General features: G+C 71.6%; 22 protein-coding genes. 18 read left to right on the forward strand and 4 right to left on the reverse strand.

The features are described 5' to 3' along the window. The 3 genes from ACFWUY_RS05770 to ACFWUY_RS05780 all read left to right on the forward strand — a co-directional run. A partial coding sequence (locus ACFWUY_RS05770; protein WP_384102423.1) for a PfkB family carbohydrate kinase occupies positions 1-428 on the forward strand: 428 nt, incomplete at its 5' end. Next, entirely contained in the window at positions 425-1189 is a 765-nt protein-coding gene (locus ACFWUY_RS05775) for an IclR family transcriptional regulator (RefSeq protein ID WP_384102425.1), read from the forward strand. The genes ACFWUY_RS05770 and ACFWUY_RS05775, both read left to right, overlap by 4 nt. After that, positions 1186-1599, forward strand: coding sequence for a RidA family protein (locus ACFWUY_RS05780; RefSeq protein ID WP_384102428.1), 414 nt, complete (start codon positions 1186-1188; stop codon positions 1597-1599). The genes ACFWUY_RS05775 and ACFWUY_RS05780 overlap by 4 nt, the downstream gene beginning before the upstream one ends. A 15-nt stretch (positions 1600-1614) precedes the next feature. Here ACFWUY_RS05780 and ACFWUY_RS05785 read toward each other — a convergent pair whose 3' ends face one another. Then, positions 1615-2982, reverse strand: coding sequence for a M14 family metallopeptidase (locus tag ACFWUY_RS05785; RefSeq protein WP_384102430.1), 1368 nt, complete (start codon positions 2980-2982; stop codon positions 1615-1617). 90 nt (positions 2983-3072) lie between these two features. Between ACFWUY_RS05785 and ACFWUY_RS05790 the strand changes: the two genes are divergently transcribed. After that, positions 3073-4401, forward strand: a complete 1329-nt coding sequence (locus ACFWUY_RS05790; RefSeq protein WP_384102432.1) for a protein kinase — start codon at positions 3073-3075, stop codon at positions 4399-4401. 69 nt (positions 4402-4470) lie between these two features. Here ACFWUY_RS05790 and ACFWUY_RS05795 read toward each other — a convergent pair whose 3' ends face one another. Further along, on the reverse strand, positions 4471-6204 hold the full coding sequence (locus ACFWUY_RS05795; protein WP_384102434.1) for a chitinase: 1734 nt from the start codon (positions 6202-6204) through the stop codon (positions 4471-4473). Positions 6205-6606: 402 nt separating this feature from the next. On the opposite strand from ACFWUY_RS05795, the gene ACFWUY_RS05800 reads away from it, so the two are divergent. The 12 genes from ACFWUY_RS05800 (at position 6607) to ACFWUY_RS05855 (ending at position 16052) form a co-directional block, all read left to right on the forward strand. Further along, the gene (locus tag ACFWUY_RS05800) at positions 6607-7656 is read left to right on the forward strand and encodes a hypothetical protein (RefSeq protein ID WP_384102436.1); all 1050 of its coding nucleotides are present in this window, start codon (positions 6607-6609) and stop codon (positions 7654-7656) included. Between the two features lie 156 nt (positions 7657-7812). After that, positions 7813-8520, forward strand: coding sequence for a Flp pilus assembly protein CpaB (gene cpaB / locus ACFWUY_RS05805; protein WP_384102437.1), 708 nt, complete (start codon positions 7813-7815; stop codon positions 8518-8520). A 7-nt stretch (positions 8521-8527) separates the two neighbouring features. Then, a complete protein-coding gene (locus ACFWUY_RS05810) occupies positions 8528-9799 on the forward strand; it encodes a CpaE family protein (RefSeq protein ID WP_384102439.1) in 1272 nt (423 codons plus the stop codon). Between the two features lie 3 nt (positions 9800-9802). Beyond that, positions 9803-10171: a TadE/TadG family type IV pilus assembly protein gene (locus tag ACFWUY_RS05815; protein WP_384102442.1), complete on the forward strand. Its 369-nt coding sequence runs from the start codon at positions 9803-9805 to the stop codon at positions 10169-10171. Beyond that, positions 10168-10551, forward strand: coding sequence for a TadE/TadG family type IV pilus assembly protein (locus tag ACFWUY_RS05820; RefSeq protein WP_384102444.1), 384 nt, complete (start codon positions 10168-10170; stop codon positions 10549-10551). Before ACFWUY_RS05815 ends, ACFWUY_RS05820 begins: the two co-directional genes overlap by 4 nt. Next, positions 10548-11891 (forward strand): CpaF family protein, encoded by a 1344-nt coding sequence (locus tag ACFWUY_RS05825; protein ID WP_384102445.1) that lies wholly within the window; start codon positions 10548-10550, stop codon positions 11889-11891. Before ACFWUY_RS05820 ends, ACFWUY_RS05825 begins: the two co-directional genes overlap by 4 nt. Positions 11892-11931: 40 nt before the next feature. Then, the gene (locus ACFWUY_RS05830) at positions 11932-12873 is read left to right on the forward strand and encodes a type II secretion system F family protein (protein WP_384102447.1); all 942 of its coding nucleotides are present in this window, start codon (positions 11932-11934) and stop codon (positions 12871-12873) included. Between the two features lie 12 nt (positions 12874-12885). Next, positions 12886-13776: a DUF5936 domain-containing protein gene (locus ACFWUY_RS05835; RefSeq protein ID WP_384102449.1), complete on the forward strand. Its 891-nt coding sequence runs from the start codon at positions 12886-12888 to the stop codon at positions 13774-13776. 200 nt (positions 13777-13976) lie between these two features. Beyond that, on the forward strand, positions 13977-14183 hold the full coding sequence (locus tag ACFWUY_RS05840) for a Flp family type IVb pilin (RefSeq protein WP_384102831.1): 207 nt from the start codon (positions 13977-13979) through the stop codon (positions 14181-14183). 11 nt (positions 14184-14194) lie between these two features. Then, complete coding sequence (locus tag ACFWUY_RS05845) at positions 14195-14818, forward strand: pilus assembly protein TadG-related protein (RefSeq protein ID WP_384102833.1); 624 nt, start codon at positions 14195-14197, stop codon at positions 14816-14818. Between the two features lie 88 nt (positions 14819-14906). Further along, the gene (locus tag ACFWUY_RS05850; RefSeq protein ID WP_384102451.1) at positions 14907-15428 is read left to right on the forward strand and encodes a hypothetical protein; all 522 of its coding nucleotides are present in this window, start codon (positions 14907-14909) and stop codon (positions 15426-15428) included. 9 nt (positions 15429-15437) lie between these two features. After that, positions 15438-16052, forward strand: coding sequence for an OmpA family protein (locus ACFWUY_RS05855; RefSeq protein WP_384102453.1), 615 nt, complete (start codon positions 15438-15440; stop codon positions 16050-16052). Here ACFWUY_RS05855 and ACFWUY_RS05860 read toward each other — a convergent pair. Next, positions 16049-16984, reverse strand: coding sequence for a hypothetical protein (locus ACFWUY_RS05860; protein ID WP_384102455.1), 936 nt, complete (start codon positions 16982-16984; stop codon positions 16049-16051). The two genes, ACFWUY_RS05855 and ACFWUY_RS05860, sit on opposite strands and share 4 nt — an antisense overlap. Positions 16985-17106: 122 nt before the next feature. On the opposite strand from ACFWUY_RS05860, the gene ACFWUY_RS05865 reads away from it, so the two are divergent. Beyond that, entirely contained in the window at positions 17107-17577 is a 471-nt protein-coding gene (locus ACFWUY_RS05865; RefSeq protein WP_384102457.1) for a hypothetical protein, read from the forward strand. 31 nt (positions 17578-17608) lie between these two features. After that, on the forward strand, positions 17609-18736 hold the full coding sequence (locus ACFWUY_RS05870) for a hypothetical protein (RefSeq protein ID WP_384102459.1): 1128 nt from the start codon (positions 17609-17611) through the stop codon (positions 18734-18736). On the opposite strand, the gene ACFWUY_RS05875 is transcribed toward ACFWUY_RS05870, so the two are convergent. Continuing rightward, positions 18708-19079, reverse strand: coding sequence for a DUF192 domain-containing protein (locus ACFWUY_RS05875; protein ID WP_384102461.1), 372 nt, complete (start codon positions 19077-19079; stop codon positions 18708-18710). The two genes, ACFWUY_RS05870 and ACFWUY_RS05875, sit on opposite strands and share 29 nt — an antisense overlap. Positions 19080-19112: the final 33 nt, after the last annotated feature.

The raw sequence follows: 19112 nt of genomic DNA on the forward strand, positions 1-19112 counted from the left end.
GGGCTGAACTTCAGCCCGTCCGGCGTTTGAGGACCGGAGCCCCGGTTCGGGAAGGGGCGGCGCCCGGTACCCCCGACACCCGTACCTCCGTCCCCGCCCCCCGCGTCGACGTCATCGCCCCCGCCGGCGCCGGGGACGCCTTCGCCGCCGGGTTCCTCTCCGCCACCCTCCGCGGCCTCGACGCGCGGGCCCGGCTCCGCCACGGGCACCTCATGGCCGCCGCCGTCCTCACCGTTCCCGGCGACCTGGCCGGCCCGCCCGCCCGTCACCCGGCCGCCACCCCTCACGGAGCCGCTGCGCGGCGCCCCTCCTGGATCGACCACGCCGACCGGCTGGCCGCGCTCGACGACGCCGCCTGGGGCACACTTCACCTCGGCCCCGGCTGGACGCTGCGCCAAGGCCCCGACCAGGAGGTACGTACGTCATGAGCCAGACCGTCGACCGGGCGCTCAGCATCCTGCCGCTGCTCGCCCAGGGCCCCGCCGACCTCGGGCAGGTCGCCGAGCGGCTCGGCGTCCACAAGTCCACGGCCCTGCGCCTGCTGCGCACCCTCCACGAGCACGGCCTCGTCCACCGGCAGCAGGACCAGCGCTACCGCCTCGGCGCCCGGCTCTTCGCCCTCGCGCAGGAAGCCGTCGAGAACCTCGACGTACGCGAGATCGCCCACCCCTACCTCACGGCTCTCAACGAGCGGATCGGGCACACCGTCCACCTCGCCGTGTACGAGGAGGGCGAGGTGCTCTACATCGACAAGGTCGAGAGCCGCTACCCGGTCCGCATGTACTCGCGCATCGGCAAGCCCGTCGCGATCACCGTCGCCGCCGTCGCCAAACTGCTCCTCGCCGACCTGCCCGAGCCCGAGCGCCGAGCCCTCGCCGTGAAGCTCGACTACCCCCCCTACACGCCCCGTTCGACCCCGAACGCCGCCGCCTTCCTCAAGGAGCTGGCGACCGTACGCGAACAGGGCTGGGCCACCGACCTCGGCGGCCACGAGGAGTCCATCAACTGCGTCGCCGCCCCCATCCGCGGCGCCGACGGGCGTGTCGTCGCCGCCATGTCGGTCTCCGCGCCCAACGTGGTCGTCACCGCCGAGGAACTCCTCTCCCTCCTCCCGCAGGTGCGCGGCACCGCGGACGCCATCAGCCGCGAGTACTCCGGCGAAGCCCCGACGAAGGAAGCCAGCGCATGACCATCGAGAAGATCGCCCTCACCCCCGCCACCCACACCGCCCCGCCCGCGAAGTTCTCGCACGGCGTGCGGAAGGGCAACATCCTCCAGGTGGCGGGCCAGGTCGGCTTCCTGCCGGCCGTCGAGGGCCGGGCCCCGACGGTCGCGGGCCCGACCCTGCGCGAGCAGACCCTCCAGACCTTCGCCAACGTCAAGGCGATCCTGGAGGAGGGCGGCGCGAGCTGGGACGACGTCATGATGATGCGCGTCTACCTCACGGACGTGGACCACTTCGCCGAGATGAACGCGATCTACAACCAGTACTTCGAGGAGCAGGGCCTCACGGCCCCCGCCTCGGCCCGTACGACCGTCTACGTCGGTCTCCCCGCCGGCCTCCTCATCGAGATCGACGCGCTCGCCGTCCTCGGCTGACACCGTGACGGGGCGTCAGGCCGTGCAGTACTGCGCCTGCTTGCCGATCGAGCGGTACATGCAATCGGCGTTCTCCAGGAGCTGGAGGACCGCGTCGCGGTTGCGGCTCGTCTCGCGTTCGATGACCTCGTCGGGCGGGTAGAAGCCGCCGCCGGAGGACGACGCCGGGTACATCTCGAACGTGTAGCCGAAGATCCGGTGCACGCCCCACAGGTAGTCGTCGATCGAGCCGTCCGTGATGTAGAGGTCGCTGGACTGCTCGGCCGTGTAGCCGTTGCTCGCCGCCATCTTGCCGCCGACGGTCGCGAAGGCGTCCCGGTCGTCCTGGGTCATGCCCGGGGCGGTGTTCGCCGTGGTGTAGCCGAAGGGCCAGAGCACCAGCTCGCTGTACGTGTGGAAGTCGATGGCCGCGGTGATCTGCTGCTTGCCGCCGACCACCCGGGAGCGGACGAAGTCGGCGACGACCTTCACCTCGGGGGCGGACTCGGGGGCCGTGCCCCGGTAGGTCTCCGAGCTCTTGGAGCCGGAGGAGCCGCCGCAGCAGCCCCACTTGTAGTTCCAGTTCCGGTTCATGTCGGTGCCGATGTACGAGGAGCCGGAGTTGGGCTGCCGGTTCTTGCGCCAGCTGCGGTAGGAGCCGGAGGCGATGTCGTACTCGCCGCCGTCCGGGTTGAGGTCCGGGACGATCCAGATCTCGCGGCCGTTCACGGCGTTGGTGACCCTGGTGTCCGTGCCGTAGCCCGCGCCGAGTTCGCGCAGCAGGTAGAGCGCCATCTCGACGGTGAGGTGCTCGCGGGCGTGCTGGTGGTGGGTGAAGAGGACTTCGGGCTCGTTCTCGTCGGTGGCGACGTTGTCGCTGATCTTGATGGCGACGATGTCCCGGCCCTGGTACGACTTCCCGATCACCTGCTTGCGCATGATGGACGGGTACGCGGCGAGCCGCTGGTCGATCTCCGCGTTCATCTCCGCGTAGTTGTGGTACCGGGAGTCGGCGGAGGGGAAGTCGAGCGGGCCGACGGCGTGGTCGTGGGCGTCCTCCTCGGCGGTGTTCCGGTTCGGCGGTCCGGGGAGCGCGACCGGCTTGTAGCCGAGTGCCTTGAGGTTCTTCAGCTGTTCGGTGTTGGCGCTGACGACGACCGAACGGGCGTCGACCTCGTCGATCGAGACGCCGGTGACCGTGAGCGCGGTGCGGGCGGCCGGGGTGGACGGTCCGGCGATCTCGTACTGCCGGATCACCTCCTCGGCGCCGACGGCGATGCGGGCGGCGGTCGTCGCCGGGTCGGCCCCGGCGGGCGTGGTGAGGGCGGAGAGGGGCGCCGCGAGGGCGAGCGCCACGAGGGCCGCGAGGGTGGCGGACCTTCTGCCGCGGATGGGACGTCGCATGTCGTCTCCTGGGTGGGGAGTGTGGGGGTGTGCGACCAACTGGTGCGGGTGTCCGGGCACATGGTGTGCTCATGTCATGGACGGGTCAAGATGCTGAGTTCGGCCATACTGTCCCGCGTGGGGACCCTCATCGGCAGATACGTCATCGAACACAAGCTAGGCGAAGGGGGCATGGGCACCGTCTACCTGGCCCGATCGCGCGGCGGGCGCGCCGTCGCCGTCAAAGTCGCCCGGCCGGAACTCGCCGCCGACCCGTCCTTCCGCGCGCGCTTCCGCGCCGAGGTCGCCGCCGCCCGGCAGGTCGGCGGCTTCCACACCGCGCAGGTCGTCGACGCCGACCCCGACGCCGAGGCGCCCTGGCTCGCCACCGCCTACATCCCCGGGCCCACCCTCTCGGCGCTCGTCACCGCCCAGGGCCCGATGGACGAGGAACGGCTGCGCTCGCTCGGAGCCGCGCTCGCCGAGGCCCTGGAGGCCATCCACGCCTGCGGTCTCGTCCACCGCGACCTCAAGCCCGGCAACATCGTGATGGCCCCCGACGGGCCGCGCGTCCTCGACTTCGGCATCGCCCGCGCGGTCGAGTCGACCCGGCTCACCGCCACCGGCTCGGCCTTCGGCACCCCCGGCTACCTCGCCCCCGAACAGGCCCTCGGCGAGGAGGTGACCGGCGCCGCCGACGTCTTCGCCCTGGGCGCCGTGCTCGTCGCCGCGGCGGGCGGACGCCCCTTCGGCGACGGTACGCCGATGGGGCTCATGTACCGGGCGGTGCACGAGGCCCCGGACCTCACCTCCGTACCGGAGGCACTGCGCGGGCTCGTGGGGCGCTGCCTCGCGAAGAACCCGGCGGAGCGGCCCACGCCGGAGGAGATCCTGGACGCGCTGGGAGTGGGAGTGGGAGTGGGAGTGGGAGCGGGAGCGGAGGCGGGGACGGGAGTTTCGGCGCCCGCCGACGTGGTCCCGGCGCCCGTCGACTCTGTTCCGACCCCGGCCGACTCGGTCCCGGCGCCCGCCGACGCGGTCCCCGTGCCTTCCTCCCACGCCCTGCCGACGCGGCCGGCCGACGTCCAGGACGCCGTCCCCGCCCCCGTACCGCACCCCGCCACCCTCGTCGTACCGCCGCAGCCGTCCGTGCCGCCGCTGCCCGCGCCGGACTTCGTCGCCGCAGACCGGAACTCCGGGGTCGCCGTCGACGCGGACGGGGTGTCCCTGCACTTCTTCGGCGAGGAGGCCGATTTCGGCTGGGCCGAGATCGGGGCCGTACGGTACGAGCGCCTCCGGCGTGGCCGGGCACTGAAGGTCGCCGTCCACCTGTACGACGGCTCGGTCTACGACTGCGAGGTCGACGGTCGCCGTGCCGCCCGGGTCGACGAGTGGATCCGGGGACTCGACCCGGTGCTCGCCCGGTACCTTCCCGCGTGACGAGACGGCGCAGCGCCGCCGGGCGAGCGGCGGCGCTGCGGTGGAACTCCCGTATCGCTACGGCTGTCGCTACGGCAGGTTGTGGACGTGCGGGCCCACCGCGTTCGACCAGGCGTTGCCGGCCGTCGCGTCCCAGTTGGTCGACCAGGTCATGGCGCCGCGCAGCGACGGCCAGGTCTGGGCGGGCTTGAAGGTGCCGCAGCCGGTGCCCCTGGTCAGGCAGTCGAGGGCGTTCTTCACGATCTGCGGGTCGACGTAGCCACTGCCCGCGCCCCGCGTGGAGGCGGGGACGCCCAGGCCGACCTGGGACGGGGCGAGGCCGCCCTGGAGCTGGATGCAGGCGAGCGCGGTGAGGAAGTCCACCGAGCCCTGGCTGTACACCTTGCCGTCGCAGCCGAGCATCGAACCGCTGTTGTAGTACTGCATGTTGACCACCGTGAGGATGTCCTTCACGGCGAGCGCGGTCTTGAAGTACTCCGTGCCGGTGTTCTGCATGTCGATGGTCTGCGGGGCCATCGTCAGGACCATGGTGGAGCCCGCCTTGGCGGAGAGCTGGCGGAGCGCCTTGGTCAGGTAGGTGGAGTTGATGCCGTGTTCGAGGTCGATGTCGACGCCGTTGAAGCCGTACTCCTGCATGAGGGCGTACGCGCTGTTCGCGAAGGCGGTCGCGGAGGCGTCACTGTTGATCGTCACGTTCCCCTTCTCGCCTCCGACCGAGATGATGACCGACTTGCCAGCGGCCTTCTTCGCGGCGATGTCGGCCTTGAAGTCGGCGACCGAGGCGTAGCCGACGGCCGGGTCGAGGTTGAAGACGATCTGGCCGGGCGTGGCCGTGGAGTCGGCGAAGGAGACGGCGATGATGTCGTACTGCGACTGCACGTCCCGCAGCTTCTGGACGGTGGCGCCGTTGTTGAAGTTCTGCCAGTAGCCGGTGAGGGCGTGCTTGGGCACGGCGGGGCCGGGGCCCGGGTCGGTGACCTTGGCCGTCCGCGCCGTCACGGCGGCGGACTTCGCGGACTCGCCCGCGGAGTTCGTCGCGGCGACCTGGAACTGGTAGGCGGTGTCGGCGGTGAGGCCGGTGACGGTGGTCGACGTACCGCTGACGGTCTGGGGGTTGGCGCCGTCCCGGTACACCTTGTAGCCGGTGGCGCCGGAGACCGCGCCCCAGCTCAGGGCGACGGAGGACGAGGTGACCGTACCGGCGGCCAGACCGGCCGGGGTGGCCGGGACGACCGGGTCCGGGTCCTGGCCGCCGCCCCCGTCGGGCCCGAAGACGCTGACGTCGTCGACGGAGTACGGGGAGGTCCCGTACCAGCCGTGGGTGTAGATCTCGACCGAGGTGGTGCTCGCGCCGGTGGTGAAGCTGGTGGTGAGCTGCTTCCAGGCGGCGCTGTCGGGCGTCCAGGTGGAGACGCTGCCGCTTCCGGTCCCGGTGTTGTTCGCGCCGAGGTAGGCGTAGCCGCCCTGGACCCAGGCGCTCAGCGTGTACGTCGAGTTGGGCTTCACGGCCACGGTCTGCACGCACTTGGCGTTGTCGAGTCCGGCCGGGGTGGCCCTGAGCGCGCCGGCCCCGGTGCGGACCGGGGAGGAGACGGCTGCGCCGCTCCCGGCGGAACAGGCCCAGTTGGTGAGGCCGCTCTCGAAGCCGGCGTTCTTGGCGACGTTGACGTCGGCCGCCTGCGCGGTGCCGGCTCCGCCGACGAGGACGAGCCCGGAGCCGACGGCGAGCGCGAGGGCTCCGCCGAGCCAGCGGCGTCCGTGCGTGGCGGCCTCGCGGCGGGTGGTGGTGCGGTCCACGTGCATCCTCCGGTGGGGGAGTTGGGGGTGTGGAGGTGCCGTACGTCGTCGTACGGAGGGGCTCGTACGGGGGGTACGAGGCGGTACGGAAGTGCGGCGTGCGGGAATGCGGGATGCGGGAATACGAGATGCGGGAGTGCGGGGATACGGGGTGCGGACGGTGGCCACCGTTGTCGGAACAAGCTGGTCCAGACCAATCGCGTTGTCAAGACCTCTGGCAGCGGGCGCTGTTCGGAGGGGATGCCCCGGACCGAAGAAATGGGGGCAGCTTGGCGGATTGTGTGTTCACCACCCCGGGGGACGTGGATAGGCTGCAGACACGGCCGCACCCTGCGGTGACGCCGTGAACGCGGTAAGTGATCCGAGGCCTTCCGGGAGCACGGAGGCCGGAGGGGACGGGGGTCCGACGTGCCGACAGCGATCGCGGTCACCAGCGCCGACCTGGTGCTGCCGCCGACCGACCCCGGAACCCCGCACGCCGCCGTACTCCCCGCCCCCGACACCCAGTCGCTCGATGCCTCGATCGCCGACATGCAGCAGCTCCTCGCCCGGTTCGGACACGTGGTCGTCGTCTGCCCCACCTCCGCCCCGGCCGCCGTCGAGAACCGGCTGCGCGCCGTCCGCTCCCTGCTCGAAAGCGACCGGATCGCCCTGGTCCGCACCGACCTGCCACCCCTCGGCGCGGCCGTACTCGTCCGCCAGCTCCGCCAGCTGGCGGGATGCGACTTCAGCCCCGGCGTCCTCGCCTCCGCCGCCCGTCTCCTCGCCCACTACATCTACGCGGGCGCCGTCGTCGGCTCCGTCTCCCGGCTCGACCGCGTCCCCGTCAGCCTCGGCTCCCACCTCAAGAGCTGGCTGCCCGGAGCCCACTTCGCCGTACTCGCGGGACCGACGCCCCAGATCACCCGCGTCGGCAACGGCGAGACCCCACTGGCGGGACCGGAGTTCACCACCGAACTCCTCCTCGCCCGCGGCCAGCTCCAGACCGACTGGCCCACCACCACCCTCGTCCCCCGCTGGCGGATCCAGGGCGCGGCCCAGGAGACCCCGCTGCCCGAGACCTCACCCGGCTGGTGGGGCACAGGGAAACTCGTCGAGTTCGCCGCGTACCTGCCCGACCTGCCCGTCCTCTACCAACTGGTCTCCTCCGTGCGGCGCGAGACCTGCCACTGGTGCGCGATGGAACTCATCGGCGACCGCTGCGGCTTCTGCGGGGCGCCGCTGACGGCGGGGGAGACGGGGGGCCGGACCGCCCGTACCGTCGGAACCGGGGGACACGCCGGTGGCACGCGCGCCCTCGGAACCGGCGGACCCACCGGCGCCCACGCCCTGGGAGCCCCCCGCAGCCTGGGAGCCGGAGGACACCCCGAGGCCCCGGCCCTCGGCCCGGTTCCCGGCCCGGTTCCCGGCCCCGGCGGGCAGACGTCCGGCCCCCAAGCCGTCCGCGCCCTGCCGTGAACCTCACCCCGTGCCACTCCCGGCGCCCGCCCCCGACCGCCTCCGCACATCCGACCGCCTCCGCGCCCCCGAATGCCTCCGCGCATCCGTCCGTCCCCGCACGTCCGCCCGCCCCCGTCCGCCCGGACCCACGTCTCCGATCGAGGTAGTACGGCCATGAACTCCCGCCAGCGCCGCGGCGTCATCCTGCTGCTGCTGTCCGTCCTGTGCGCCCTCGGGGCCTTCGCCGGCGTGCTCGCCGTCATCAGCGACGTGAACTCCAAGGTCGGCCCGGAGACCACCGCGTACCGGGTCAAGGGCAAGGTGGACCCCTACGAGCCGCTGAAACCCAGCCAATTCGAGAAGATCTCGATGCCCGAGCGCTGGCTCTCGAAGACCGCCGTCACCGACCTCCGCCAGATCGAGGGCAAGATCGCCGTCACCCACCTCCGCCCCGGCTCCCTCCTCCAGACCGACATGATCGTCGAGAAGCCCGAACTCCAGCCGGGCCAGCAGGAGATCGCGATCATGATCGACGCCGCCACCGGCGTCGCCGGAAAGATCACCGCGGGCGCCACCGTGAACATCTACGCCACCTTCGAGGGCGAGAAGAAGGACGCCCCCTCCCAGTCGCGGATGATCGTGGCCGGCGCCCGCGTCCTCTCCGTCGGCAGGCTCACCCCGATCAGCGACAGCAACGACCGCTCGGGCCGCGCCGCCAACGCCGTCCCGATCAGCTTCGCCCTCTCCACCCTCGACACCCAGCGCGTCGCGTACGCCGAGTCCTTCGCCGAGCACGTACGCCTCGCCCTCGTCGCCCCCACCACGGGCGGCGCCCCGGCCGACCAGCGCGACCGCACGTACACGCTCGACAAGGACAAGTGAGGCCGGTATGACCACCAGGATCCTGCCGGCCGTCGGGGACCCCGACGCGGCCCGGTCCGTCGTCACGCTGCTCAGCCAGCTGCCCGACGCCGAACCCGCCCCGCCGGTCACCGACTCCACCCAGCTCGTCGACACCCTGGCCCGCCTCGCCGCCGCCTCCGTCGACGAACTCCCCGAGGTCGTCCTCGTCCACGAGCGGATCGGCCCCGTCCCCGCGCTCGAACTCGTCCGCGAGGTCGCCCTCCGCTTCCCCGCCGTCGGCGTCGTCCTCATCACCGCCGACGCCAGCCCCGTCCTCTTCTCCGCCGCCATGGACTCCGGCGCCCGCGGACTCGTCACCCTCCCCCTCGGCTACGAGGAACTCGCCAGCCGCGTCCAGGCCGCCGCCCAGTGGTCCGCCGGCGTCCGCCGCCACCTCGGCGGAGGCGCCGACCAGATCACAGGGCCCGGCGGCACCGTCGTCACCGTCAGCGGCGCCAAGGGCGGCGTCGGCACCACCGTCACCGCCGTCCACCTCGCCCTCGCGGCCCGCGCCTCCGGCCGGACCGTCGCCCTCGTCGACATGGACCTCCAGAGCGGGGACATCGCCTCCTACCTGGACGTCCAGTTCCGGCGCTCCGTCGCCGACCTCGCCACCATCGCCGACATCTCGCCCCGCGTCCTCCAGGACGCCGTCTACGTCCACGAGACCGGCCTCTCCCTGCTCCTCGCCCCGGCGGAGGGCGAACGCGGCGAAGAGGTCACCGACCGCGCCGCCCGCCAGATCGTCAGCGCCCTGCGCGGCCGGCACGAGGTCGTCGTCGTCGACTGCGGCTCCCAGCTCACCGGCGCCAACGCCGCCGTCATCGAGATGGCCGACACGGCTCTTCTTGTCGCCACCCCGGACGTGGTGGCCGTCCGGGCCGCCAAGCGGACGGTACGCATGTGGGAACGGCTCCAGGTCCGCAAGGCCGAGGCGACGGTCACCGTCGTCAACCGCCACCAGCGCTCCACCGAGATTCAGCCACCCCTCGTCCAGAAGATCACCGGCACCCGGATCGCGGGCGTCGCCGTCCCCGCCCACTTCAAGGAACTCCAGGCCGTCGTCGACGCCGGCCGGCTCCACGAACTCGACGCCAAGTCGACCGTCAAGCAGGCCCTGTGGGCCCTCGCGGGCGAACTCGGCCTGGTCGGGGCGCCGACGGCCGAACCCGGCAGGCCCGGCAAGCCCGGAAAGCAGCTCGCCCGCACCGGCGACCGGGGATCGCTCGGACTGCGGCGCCGTACCGGAGGACGCTGAGCGATGCGTATCCACCGGGGCGACGACAGGGGGCAGGTGGCATTCGAGTTCCTCGGCATGGTGCCGGTCATCCTGCTCACTCTTGTGCTGCTCTGGCAGGTCGTCCTGGTGGGGTACACGTACACGCTGGCGGGGAACGCGGCGGACGAGGGGGCGCGGGCGGCGGCGGTCGGCGGCGACTGCGAGGGTGCCGCCATGCGACACCTGGACGGAGCCTGGGCGGACGGAGCCGTTCCGAGCTGCTCGGGCCCGTCCGACGGGATGGTGACGGTGACGGTGACGATCCAGGTGCCCGTCCTCGTCCCGGGCGTGGGCGGCCTCTTCCACGTCAAGGGCAAGGCGGGCGCGATCTCGGAGGAGCCCACACCATGAGCGAACAACCGGATGCGAGGACCCGCGACCGGGGCCAGGCCGCCATCGAGTACCTCGGGTTCCTGCCGATCCTGCTGCTCGTCGGCCTCGCGGGGCTTCAGCTCGGGGTCGCCGCGTACGCCGCCCAGCAGGCGGGGACGGCGGCCCGCGCGGCGGCGAGGGCCGAGAGCATGCGCGACGAGGAGGACGCACCCGATGCCCGTGCGGCGGCCTACGCGGCCGCCGACTGGGTCGCCGACGTGGAGGCCGGTCCCGTCGGGGACGCGGCCGTCGCCACCGTCACCGTACGCGTCCCCTCAGTCGTCCCCTTCTGGAACTTCGACCCCGTGAAGAAGACCGCCACCATGCCGATGTCACCGGAGCAGGAGGAGGGGCCATGAGCCTGCGCGCCCGTATCAACGCCCCTGAGGAGAAGAACGGCGCCGCCGCCCGCGAGGACGGACACCTCGTCGCCGCCTTCCGCGCCAAGCTCCTGGAGGAGATCGACCTCACCGAGATGTCCGCCCTGGCGGCCGCCGAACGGCGGGCCCGCCTGGAGCGCGTCCTCGGCCACATCATCAGCCGCGAGGGGCCGGTCCTCTCCACCGCCGAGCGCGCCCAGCTGATCCGTCGCGTCGTCGACGAGGCCCTCGGTCTCGGCGTACTCGAACCGCTCCTCGAAGACGCCTCCATCACCGAGATCATGGTCAACGGCCCCGACCAGATCTTCATCGAGCGCAACGGCCGCGTCGAACTCCTCCCGCTGCGCTTCGCCTCCCACGACCAGCTGATGCAGACCATCGAGCGGATCGTCTCCACCGTCAACCGGCGCGTCGACGAGTCGAACCCGATGGTCGACGCCCGTCTCCCGTCCGGCGAGCGCGTCAACGTCATCATCCCGCCCCTCTCCCTCACCGGGGCGACGCTCACCATCCGCCGGTTCCCCCGCGCGTACACACTCCACGAGATGATCGGCCTCGGCTCCCTCGACGAGCAGATGCTGCTCCTGCTGTCCGGGCTCGTACAGGCCAAGTTCAACCTGATCGTCTCCGGCGCCACCGGCACCGGGAAGACCACCCTCCTCAACGCCCTCTCCGGTCTCGTCCCGGACGGCGAGCGGATCATCACCATCGAGGACTCGGCGGAACTCCAGCTCCAGCAGTCCCACGTGATCCGCCTGGAGGCCCGCCCGCCCAACATCGAGGGGCGCGGGGCCATCTCCATCCGCGACCTCGTCCGCAACTCGCTCCGCATGCGCCCCGACCGGATCATCGTCGGAGAGGTCCGGGGCGGCGAGACCCTCGACATGCTCCAGGCCATGTCGACGGGCCACGACGGTTCCCTCGCCACCGTCCACGCCAACTCCGCCGAGGACGCCCTCATGCGCCTCCAGACCCTCGCCTCCATGTCCGAGGTGAAGGTGCCGTTCGAGGCGCTCCGCGACCAGATCAACAGCGCGGTCGACGTCCTCGTCCAGCTCACCCGGCACCCCGACGGCACCCGCCGCATCACCGAGATCTCCGTCCTCGCCTCCCACGGCCGCGAACGCTTCCTGCTCGCGACGGTCTGCCGCTTCCAGGCGCAGCCGCTCGCCGCCGACGGAAGGGTGTACGGACGGTTCACGTACCACCCGCTGCCCCGGCGGGTCGCCGAACGCCTCTACCTGGCGGGCCAGCCGATCCCGCAGGCCTTCGGCGTGGCCGCGACCGACGCCCACCTGGCCGTCCGGGAGGCGGAATGACGATGACCGGCGTCCAGCTCGCCATCCGAGAGGCGGAGTGATGACCGACCCCTTCTGGCTGACCACGGGCGTGACGCTGCTCGCCTGCGTCCTGGGCATCATCGGTGTCCAGCTGTACGCGAGCGGTGCCCGCCGGCACGCGGCGCTCGTCGCGCGGCTCGACGAGTCGGGCGAGCCCGAGACCGGGGGCCGCCGCAGACGCCGCTTCCGGGGCATCGACCGGCGCGTCCGGCGGACGGCCCTCGGCCGGAAGCTGGAACTGCGGATCGCGGCCACCGGCCTCGACATCACCCCCGGCGAGTTCACCGTCGGCCTCGCGGCGACCGTCGCCGTCCTGTGGGTCGTCGGACAGTCCGTACTGTCGCCGTTCTTCGGCCCGATCTGCGGACTCCTCGGCGTGTGGGTGGCGATGGGCTTCCTCGGCTGGCAGCGCCAGAAGCGCATCGAGAAGTTCATCAACCAGCTCCCCGAACTCTCCCGCATCCTGGCCAACGCCACCCAGGCCGGACTCGCCCTCCGGATGGCCCTCAGCCTGGCCGCCGACGAGCTGGAGGCCCCCGCCGGGGTCGAACTGGAGAAGGTGGCCCAGCAGCTGGCCGTCGGCACCTCCCTCGACGACGCCCTCGGGGAACTGGCCGAACGCCTCCCCTCCCGCGAACTCGTCGTCCTCGTCACCACCCTCGTCCTCGCCAACCGGGCCGGCGGCACCGTCGTCTCCTCCCTGCGGAACCTCACCGAGACCCTGGAGGAACGCAAGGAGACCCGGCGCGAGGTCCGCACCCAGCTCTCCCAGGTGAGCATGACCGCGTACTCGGTCCCCGTCATCGGAGTCGGCTCGCTTCTCCTCATCGACAACATGCAGCCCGGCGCCCTGGACCGCATGACCAGCTCGGGGATCGGACAGTTCGCCGTCGTCGCCGCGTTCGCCCTGTACGTGGTCGGCTTCGTCGCCATCCGCCGCTTCTCGAAGATCGACGTGTAGGGACTGCCCGCCGTGGACCTCCTCCTCGCCCTCCTGGCCGGCCTCGCCGTCGCCGGCATCGCCTACGGCCTGCGCCTCTACCGCGCCGACGCCCGGCTCCCCGACGACCTCAAACTCGCCCTGGAGGTCGGCGCGACCCGCACGGGCGCCGTCGACTCGGCGGTCGACCGCCTGGGAATGCGCTGGTCGCCCGCCGTCCTCCGCCTGATGGGCCCCAAACGCGTCAACACCGTCCGCCGCCGCATCGACCTCGCCGGAAACCCCGGCGGACTCACCATCGACCGGTACGGGGCACGGCGGGCGGTCTACGGCTTCCTGGGCGTCCTGGGCGGCCTCCTGATGCTGTCGCGAGGGTCGTTCCTGGTCGCGCTCCTGCTGTTCGCGTTCGGCGCGTTCTGGACGGAGGTCGGCATCTGGTCGGCGGTCCGCATCCGCAAGGACCAGATCGAACGCACACTGCCGGACTTCCTGGACGTGCTCGCCGTCGTCGTCTCGGCCGGCCTCGGCTTCCGCCAGGCGCTCGAACGCGTCGCGGAGAAGTACGAGGGCCCCTGGGCCGACGAACTCCGCATCACGCTCCGCCAGATGGACATGGGCGTCAGCCGCCGCCAGGCCTTCGACGAACTGCGCCGCCGCAACGACTCCGAACAGGTCGCCCAGTTCGTCACCGCGCTCCAGCAGGGCGAGGAACTCGGCGCGCCGATCGTCGACACGCTCATCCAGATCGCCAACGACATGCGGCGCACCGACGCCCAGAACGCCCGCCGCAAGGCGGCGAAGGCCGTCCCGAAGGCGACCATGGTCATCACGACCCTGATGGTCCCGGCGACGATGATCCTGCTCGGCGCGGGCCTCTTCCTGGGCACGGGCACCGACTTCGGTTCGGTGACGGGCGAGCGGTGACATATTCAGGGGAAAGCCCTTCGCCCGCGCAACAGGATGTGCCACAGTGCGGACTGAGTGTGAGGGAGGTGGAGCGATGGACCTGACGTCGAACCACCACCCCCACCTCATGGCCGGGCACCAGGCCAACCCGATGACCCGGGCGCACCGTGCCCGAGCGCAAGCGTCTGAACGTGGAGGGGACGACGATGAACGACGCGATGCTGAAGGCCCTGACCAAGGCCAAGCTGAACCTGACCACTTGGACGAAGCCGAGGGACCGCGGGCAGACGGCGGTGGAGTACCTGGGGATCATCGTGGTGGTGGTGGCGATCGTGGTGGCGATTACTGGAACGGACATCGGCCAGTCGATCAAAAACGCGATTTCCCAGAAGATCACCGAGCTCACCGGCGGGGGCGGCGAGTAGGTGTAGTTCGCCTGCGGACAGATGAGGGGCAGGCCTTCCCTGTCTACATCGCGGTCGTGGCTGGTCTGCTCTTCCTTGCCTTCGCCTACTTCGCTGTGGGACAAGCTGCTTCTACGCGAAACAGTGCCCAAACTGCCGCCGACGCGGCGGCTCTCGCGGCGGCCCAAGACGCCAGGGAGCAACTGCGCGAGGAATGGCTCGGAGTGATCCTCGACCCAGACCAGTGGGACGGATTCCTTGAGGGTGAGACGACGTATGTCGACCCCTCTGCGTGTGACAGTGCGGCGGACTTCGCGTCCCGCAACGGGGCTGAGCTGGTCGAACCTGGTTGTGAGCTGCTGTCCTCGGAGGACAGCGGGTTCAGAGTGACTGTGCGTACGACGGGTGGCGAGGCGAACCCTGCCAAGGCATCTGCCGAGGCGGTGATCGAGCCGCATTGCACGTTCAAGAAACAGGAGCCCTCTTCGGAGCCGCCGACTGCACCTCCGTCCCCGCCACCCTCGGGTGAGCCTGAGGAAGAGGAACCCGGCCCGATCCGCGGGCTCACCTGCGCCGGTAAGCCGTGGGACATCGATCCCGAGGATCCCAAACTCCCCGATGCAACTGAGCTGTTCACGGTCCGACTGTCCGATTGACCTGTGACGAGCAAAGGAAGAGCGGTACATGAGTGTGCGGTATGCATGGAATCGCCGAGGGGCGGTGGCACTTGTCGCTGTTGCGTCGATGGCACTCTTCGTGGTCGGCTGCGGCGCAGAGGAGAAGCCAAAGGCGGACAAGCCAGCTGCGACGACTGCCGTTCCTTCAAAGGGCGACACAGCACAAGGGTCTGAACCAGCTGAGGAGCCGTTGGAGACTCTGGCGATCGCCAAGGGGCAGAAAGGCTTGGAACTCACCATTCACTCGGCGGATCGGGACCAGGGCGGCTTCCTCACCATCAAGGGGCGTTTGAAGAACACCTCTGGATCGGCCAGCATCATTCCCGCGCAGATGAGTGGTAATGAGACCGAGGTTGTGAAGCACGGTAACTCGATGGGTGGCGCCACCCTCGTCGACTCCGTCGGCAAGAAGCGTTACTACGTCCTGAGGGACACCGACGGGCGGCCGCTGACCACCTCGGCGCTCGACAGCCTCGGCCCCGGCAAGTCCACCGCCGTCTTCATGCAATTCCCCGCACCCCCCGCCTCCACCACCGAAGTCTCCTTCCAGCTCCCCACCTTCGAACCCGCCACCCTCAAACTCTCCTGAGGCGACGCCATGACGACGACCTACCGCCGCCTCGCAGCCCTCGCCATCGCCTCCCTCGCCCTGGGGCCCCTCGCCGTGCCCACGGCTCACGCCGACGATCCGCCCGGCTCCGCCGGCAGCGCGGCACCCGCACCCGCCATCGATGCCAACGCGCCCGGGCTCATGCTTCCCGACGGTGCCACCCTCGCGCCCGCCAAGGTCCTCGACATCAAGCAGATCGTCGAGGAGGAGGGCGGGCAGCAGCGGCGGCAGGACACCAACGTGGACGTGACGTTCGCGCTGCAGGCCGAGGTGCTGTTCCCGAAGAACAGCGCCAAGCTCGGGCCCGCCGCCACCGCCCGTATCGCCGCCATCGCCGCCGAGATCGACAAGATGGGGTCCGGGCGGGTCCGGGTCTTCGGGTTCACCGACAACCTCGGGACGTACGAGCACGGGCTCAAGCTGTCGAAGCAGCGGGCCGTCGCCGTGCAGCTGGTGCTCGCGCGGAGTCTCGACCCGGGGACGGCCTTCGACATCCGCGGGTACAGCGAGGACTACCCGATCGCCGACAACGGCACCGAGGAGGGCCGGAAGAAGAACCGGCGCGTCGAGATCTCCTTCCCTCGTACCTCCTCCGCTCCCTAACCCGAGAGCGAGGCCGGCGCCGCCCGGATCGTGGCCGTCATGCGGGCCGGGCGGTGGAAGACCTCTCCGGCCGTGAAGCGCAGGATCCGGCGTACGCCCGGGCAGGCCGCCAGCGCGTTGAAGCGGGCGACGTCCCGTTCGTGGGCGCTGCGGGTGCCGTGGAAGGCGTAGCCCTCGACCTCGACCGCCAGGCCCTCCGCGCGGAAGAGGAAGTCGGGGCGGAGGATCAGCCGTCCGTCCGCCGTGCGGAGTGCCGGCTGCGATTCGGGGAACAGTCCGGCGTCCCGTATCCGCAGCCGGGCGACGCTCTCCGCCGGGGAGCCCGAGGCCGCCTCGGTCAACGGGAGCCAGGTCCGGGCGTGGGCCGCTCCCCGTCGGGGCGGGGCGAGTTCGGCGGCGAGGTCCTCGTACCGGACGAGTGGGTCCCGTCGTACGCCTCCGACCACCCGGCGCGCGAGCGCCGAGTCGGCCGTCACGACCGCTTCCTCGCGGCTGCCGCAGCGGCGTATGAGGTCTCCGGCCGTCCGTGCAGGGGTCGTCGTCCGCAGTCCGCGCCGGGTCGTGCGGTCGCGGTCGGTCAGACGGGCCGTGGTGTGCACCCGTATCCGGTCGCCGTGTGAGGAGCGGGCCGGCCGGGGCGCGGTGAACTCGAGCAGATCGACGTCCCGTCCCGCCGCTCCCAGCCGTTCGATGCGGTGCAGTTCCGCCGCCGTGCCGTGGCTGCACACCAGTTCCGGGCGCAGGAACTGCAGGGCCGTCGTCCTCACCCGCCGGTCCACCTCCTTCCCCGGGGCGGCCCACGCTCCCCGGCAGATCCACTGCCAGCCGTCCCGGCGCAGGCGTCCGGCCAGCCGGCCCGGGGGCCAGCCCGCCGCGACCGCCCAGACCGTCAGGAGGATCCCGCCCCTGGCGAGGATCGCCAACTCGTACATACGCCCAACGATCCACGGAAGAGCGACACTTCGCATCCCCTGTGGAAAACCTCCCGAAAGCGGTCGCCAGGAAAACGCAAAGAAGGGGGGACAGTTGGGCCGGGCGGGAGCATTCTGGACGGATGACGACGACGTCGAGCGGGACGCAGGGCGGGACGCCGAGCGGGATGCGGGACGGGACGCAAGGCGGGATGCGGGACGGAGGGCCGGGCGGGATGCGGGACGGAGGGCCGGGCGAGACGCCGGGTGTGCGGTTGGTCAGTGACCTCGTCACCCGGATTCCCGAGTTCCGGGACGTGTACGACAACCACGTCTTCCACCAGGGCGGTGTGCTGCCGCACGTGTTCTTCTGGGACGTCGTGCAGAACACCGTCCGTTCCTTCCTCGGCGAGGCCCCGGGCGCGGCCGACTGGCGCAGCACGCTCGCCTTCCTGGAGGAGCAGAGCTGCCGTGGGGTCCTCGGCATCGACGAGGTGATCGTGACCTCGTTCCTCGGCGACCTGCCCTCCCCGCAGGAACCGGGGCACGCCATCGTCCACCAGCTCGGTCCCGTCATGGCCGCGAAGTTCGTCCGCATAAGGCCCCTCGGCTGACCGCTCCGCCCGCCCCGGGATAATCGGGCGCATGCCCGCCCCCCGCCCCAGCCGTCTCATACAACCCAGCAGCCGCCCTCACCCCACCCTCTTCGCCGTCGGCGGGTACGCACTCACCCGCCTCATCGGCCTCGCGGTCCTCGCGATCGCCGCCGCGGCGACCGGCGAGGACGGGCTGCACCGGCTCAAGGGGCGCTGGGACTCCGTCTGGTACGTGCGGATCGCCGAGCACGGCTACGGGTACGAGGTCACGCTGCCCAACGGCGACGTCCACTCCGACCTCGCCTTCTTCCCGCTCTTCCCCGCCCTGGAGCGCGGCCTCTCGGCCGTCCTGCCCGTCGACGCCGCCACCGCCGGGCTGCTGGTCTCCTGGACGGCCGGGCTCGCCGCCGCCCTGGGTGTGTACCGGTGCGGCGCCCATGCCTTCCGTCCCGCCGTCGGGGTGGTGCTCGCCGTCCTCTGGGGCGTGTACCCGACCGCGTTCGTCCAGTCGATGGCGTACACGGAGACGCTGTTCACCGCCCTCGCCGCCTGGTCGCTGTACGCGGTCCTGCGCGGGCGCTGGATCCTGGCCGGTGTCCTGTGCGCGGTCGCCGGGCTCACCCGGCCGACGGCCGCCGCGCTGATCGCCGCCCTGGGGATCACGGCCCTCGTCATGCTCGTACGGGACCGGCGGCTGCCCCCGCGGACGGTGGCCGGAGTCCTGATCGCCCCGCTCGGCTGGCTCGGGTACGTCGTGTACGTCGGCGTCAGGGAGGGCGGTCCGACCGCCTACTTCGACGTCCAGGCGGCCTGGGGCAACGCCATCGACGGGGGCGTCGCCCTCGGCAGGTTCGTCCTCGGCCTGCCGTGGCCCGCCGCCCTCGGTCTGTGCGCGGCCCTCGCGCTGCTCGGTTGGCTGGTCGCCCTGTGCGTACGGCAGCGGCAGCCGTTGCCGCTGCTCGCCTACACGATCGGTGTCGTGTTCGTCTCGCTCGTCGGTGCCGCGTACTTCGGCTCCCGGCCGCGGCTGATGATGCCGGCGTTCGGGCTGCTGCTCCCGCCCGCCGTGGCCCTCGCGCGGCTGCGGACCCGTGCCGTCGTGCCGGTCCTCGCCGGGCTCGCGCCGGCCTCCGCCGCGTACGGGGCCTTCACCCTGCTCGGCTCGGGTCCTCCGTGACCTGTACGGAGACCCGTACCCCCGGCCGCAGCCCCCACCCGGCCATCGCTCCCGCCTCCGCCTCCAGGACGTGCCGGCCGCGCGGCCGGATCATGCCGAGCCGCCCCGGTCGCATCGTGACCACGGACAGGACCTCGAGCGATCGGTCCAGATGCGCCACGTCGATCGGGAACCGCATGCCGAAGGTGTGCACGCTGTTCGTCCGGACGATGAGCAGCGCTCCCGCGATCCCGTCCCGCCCGAGCAGTCCCCGCCGCCGCGCCCGGTACGAGGCCGCGACCTCCAGCGGCACCGTCGCGCCCGAAGCCGTCAGCGTTCCCGGGCCGTCCTTCCATTTCCCCATGTGGCAGACCGTAGCCGCCCCGCGACCCTAGGG

The sequence above is a fragment of the Streptomyces sp. NPDC058664 genome (assembly GCF_042716635.1).
In the GTDB taxonomy this organism is placed as follows: domain Bacteria; phylum Actinomycetota; class Actinomycetes; order Streptomycetales; family Streptomycetaceae; genus Streptomyces.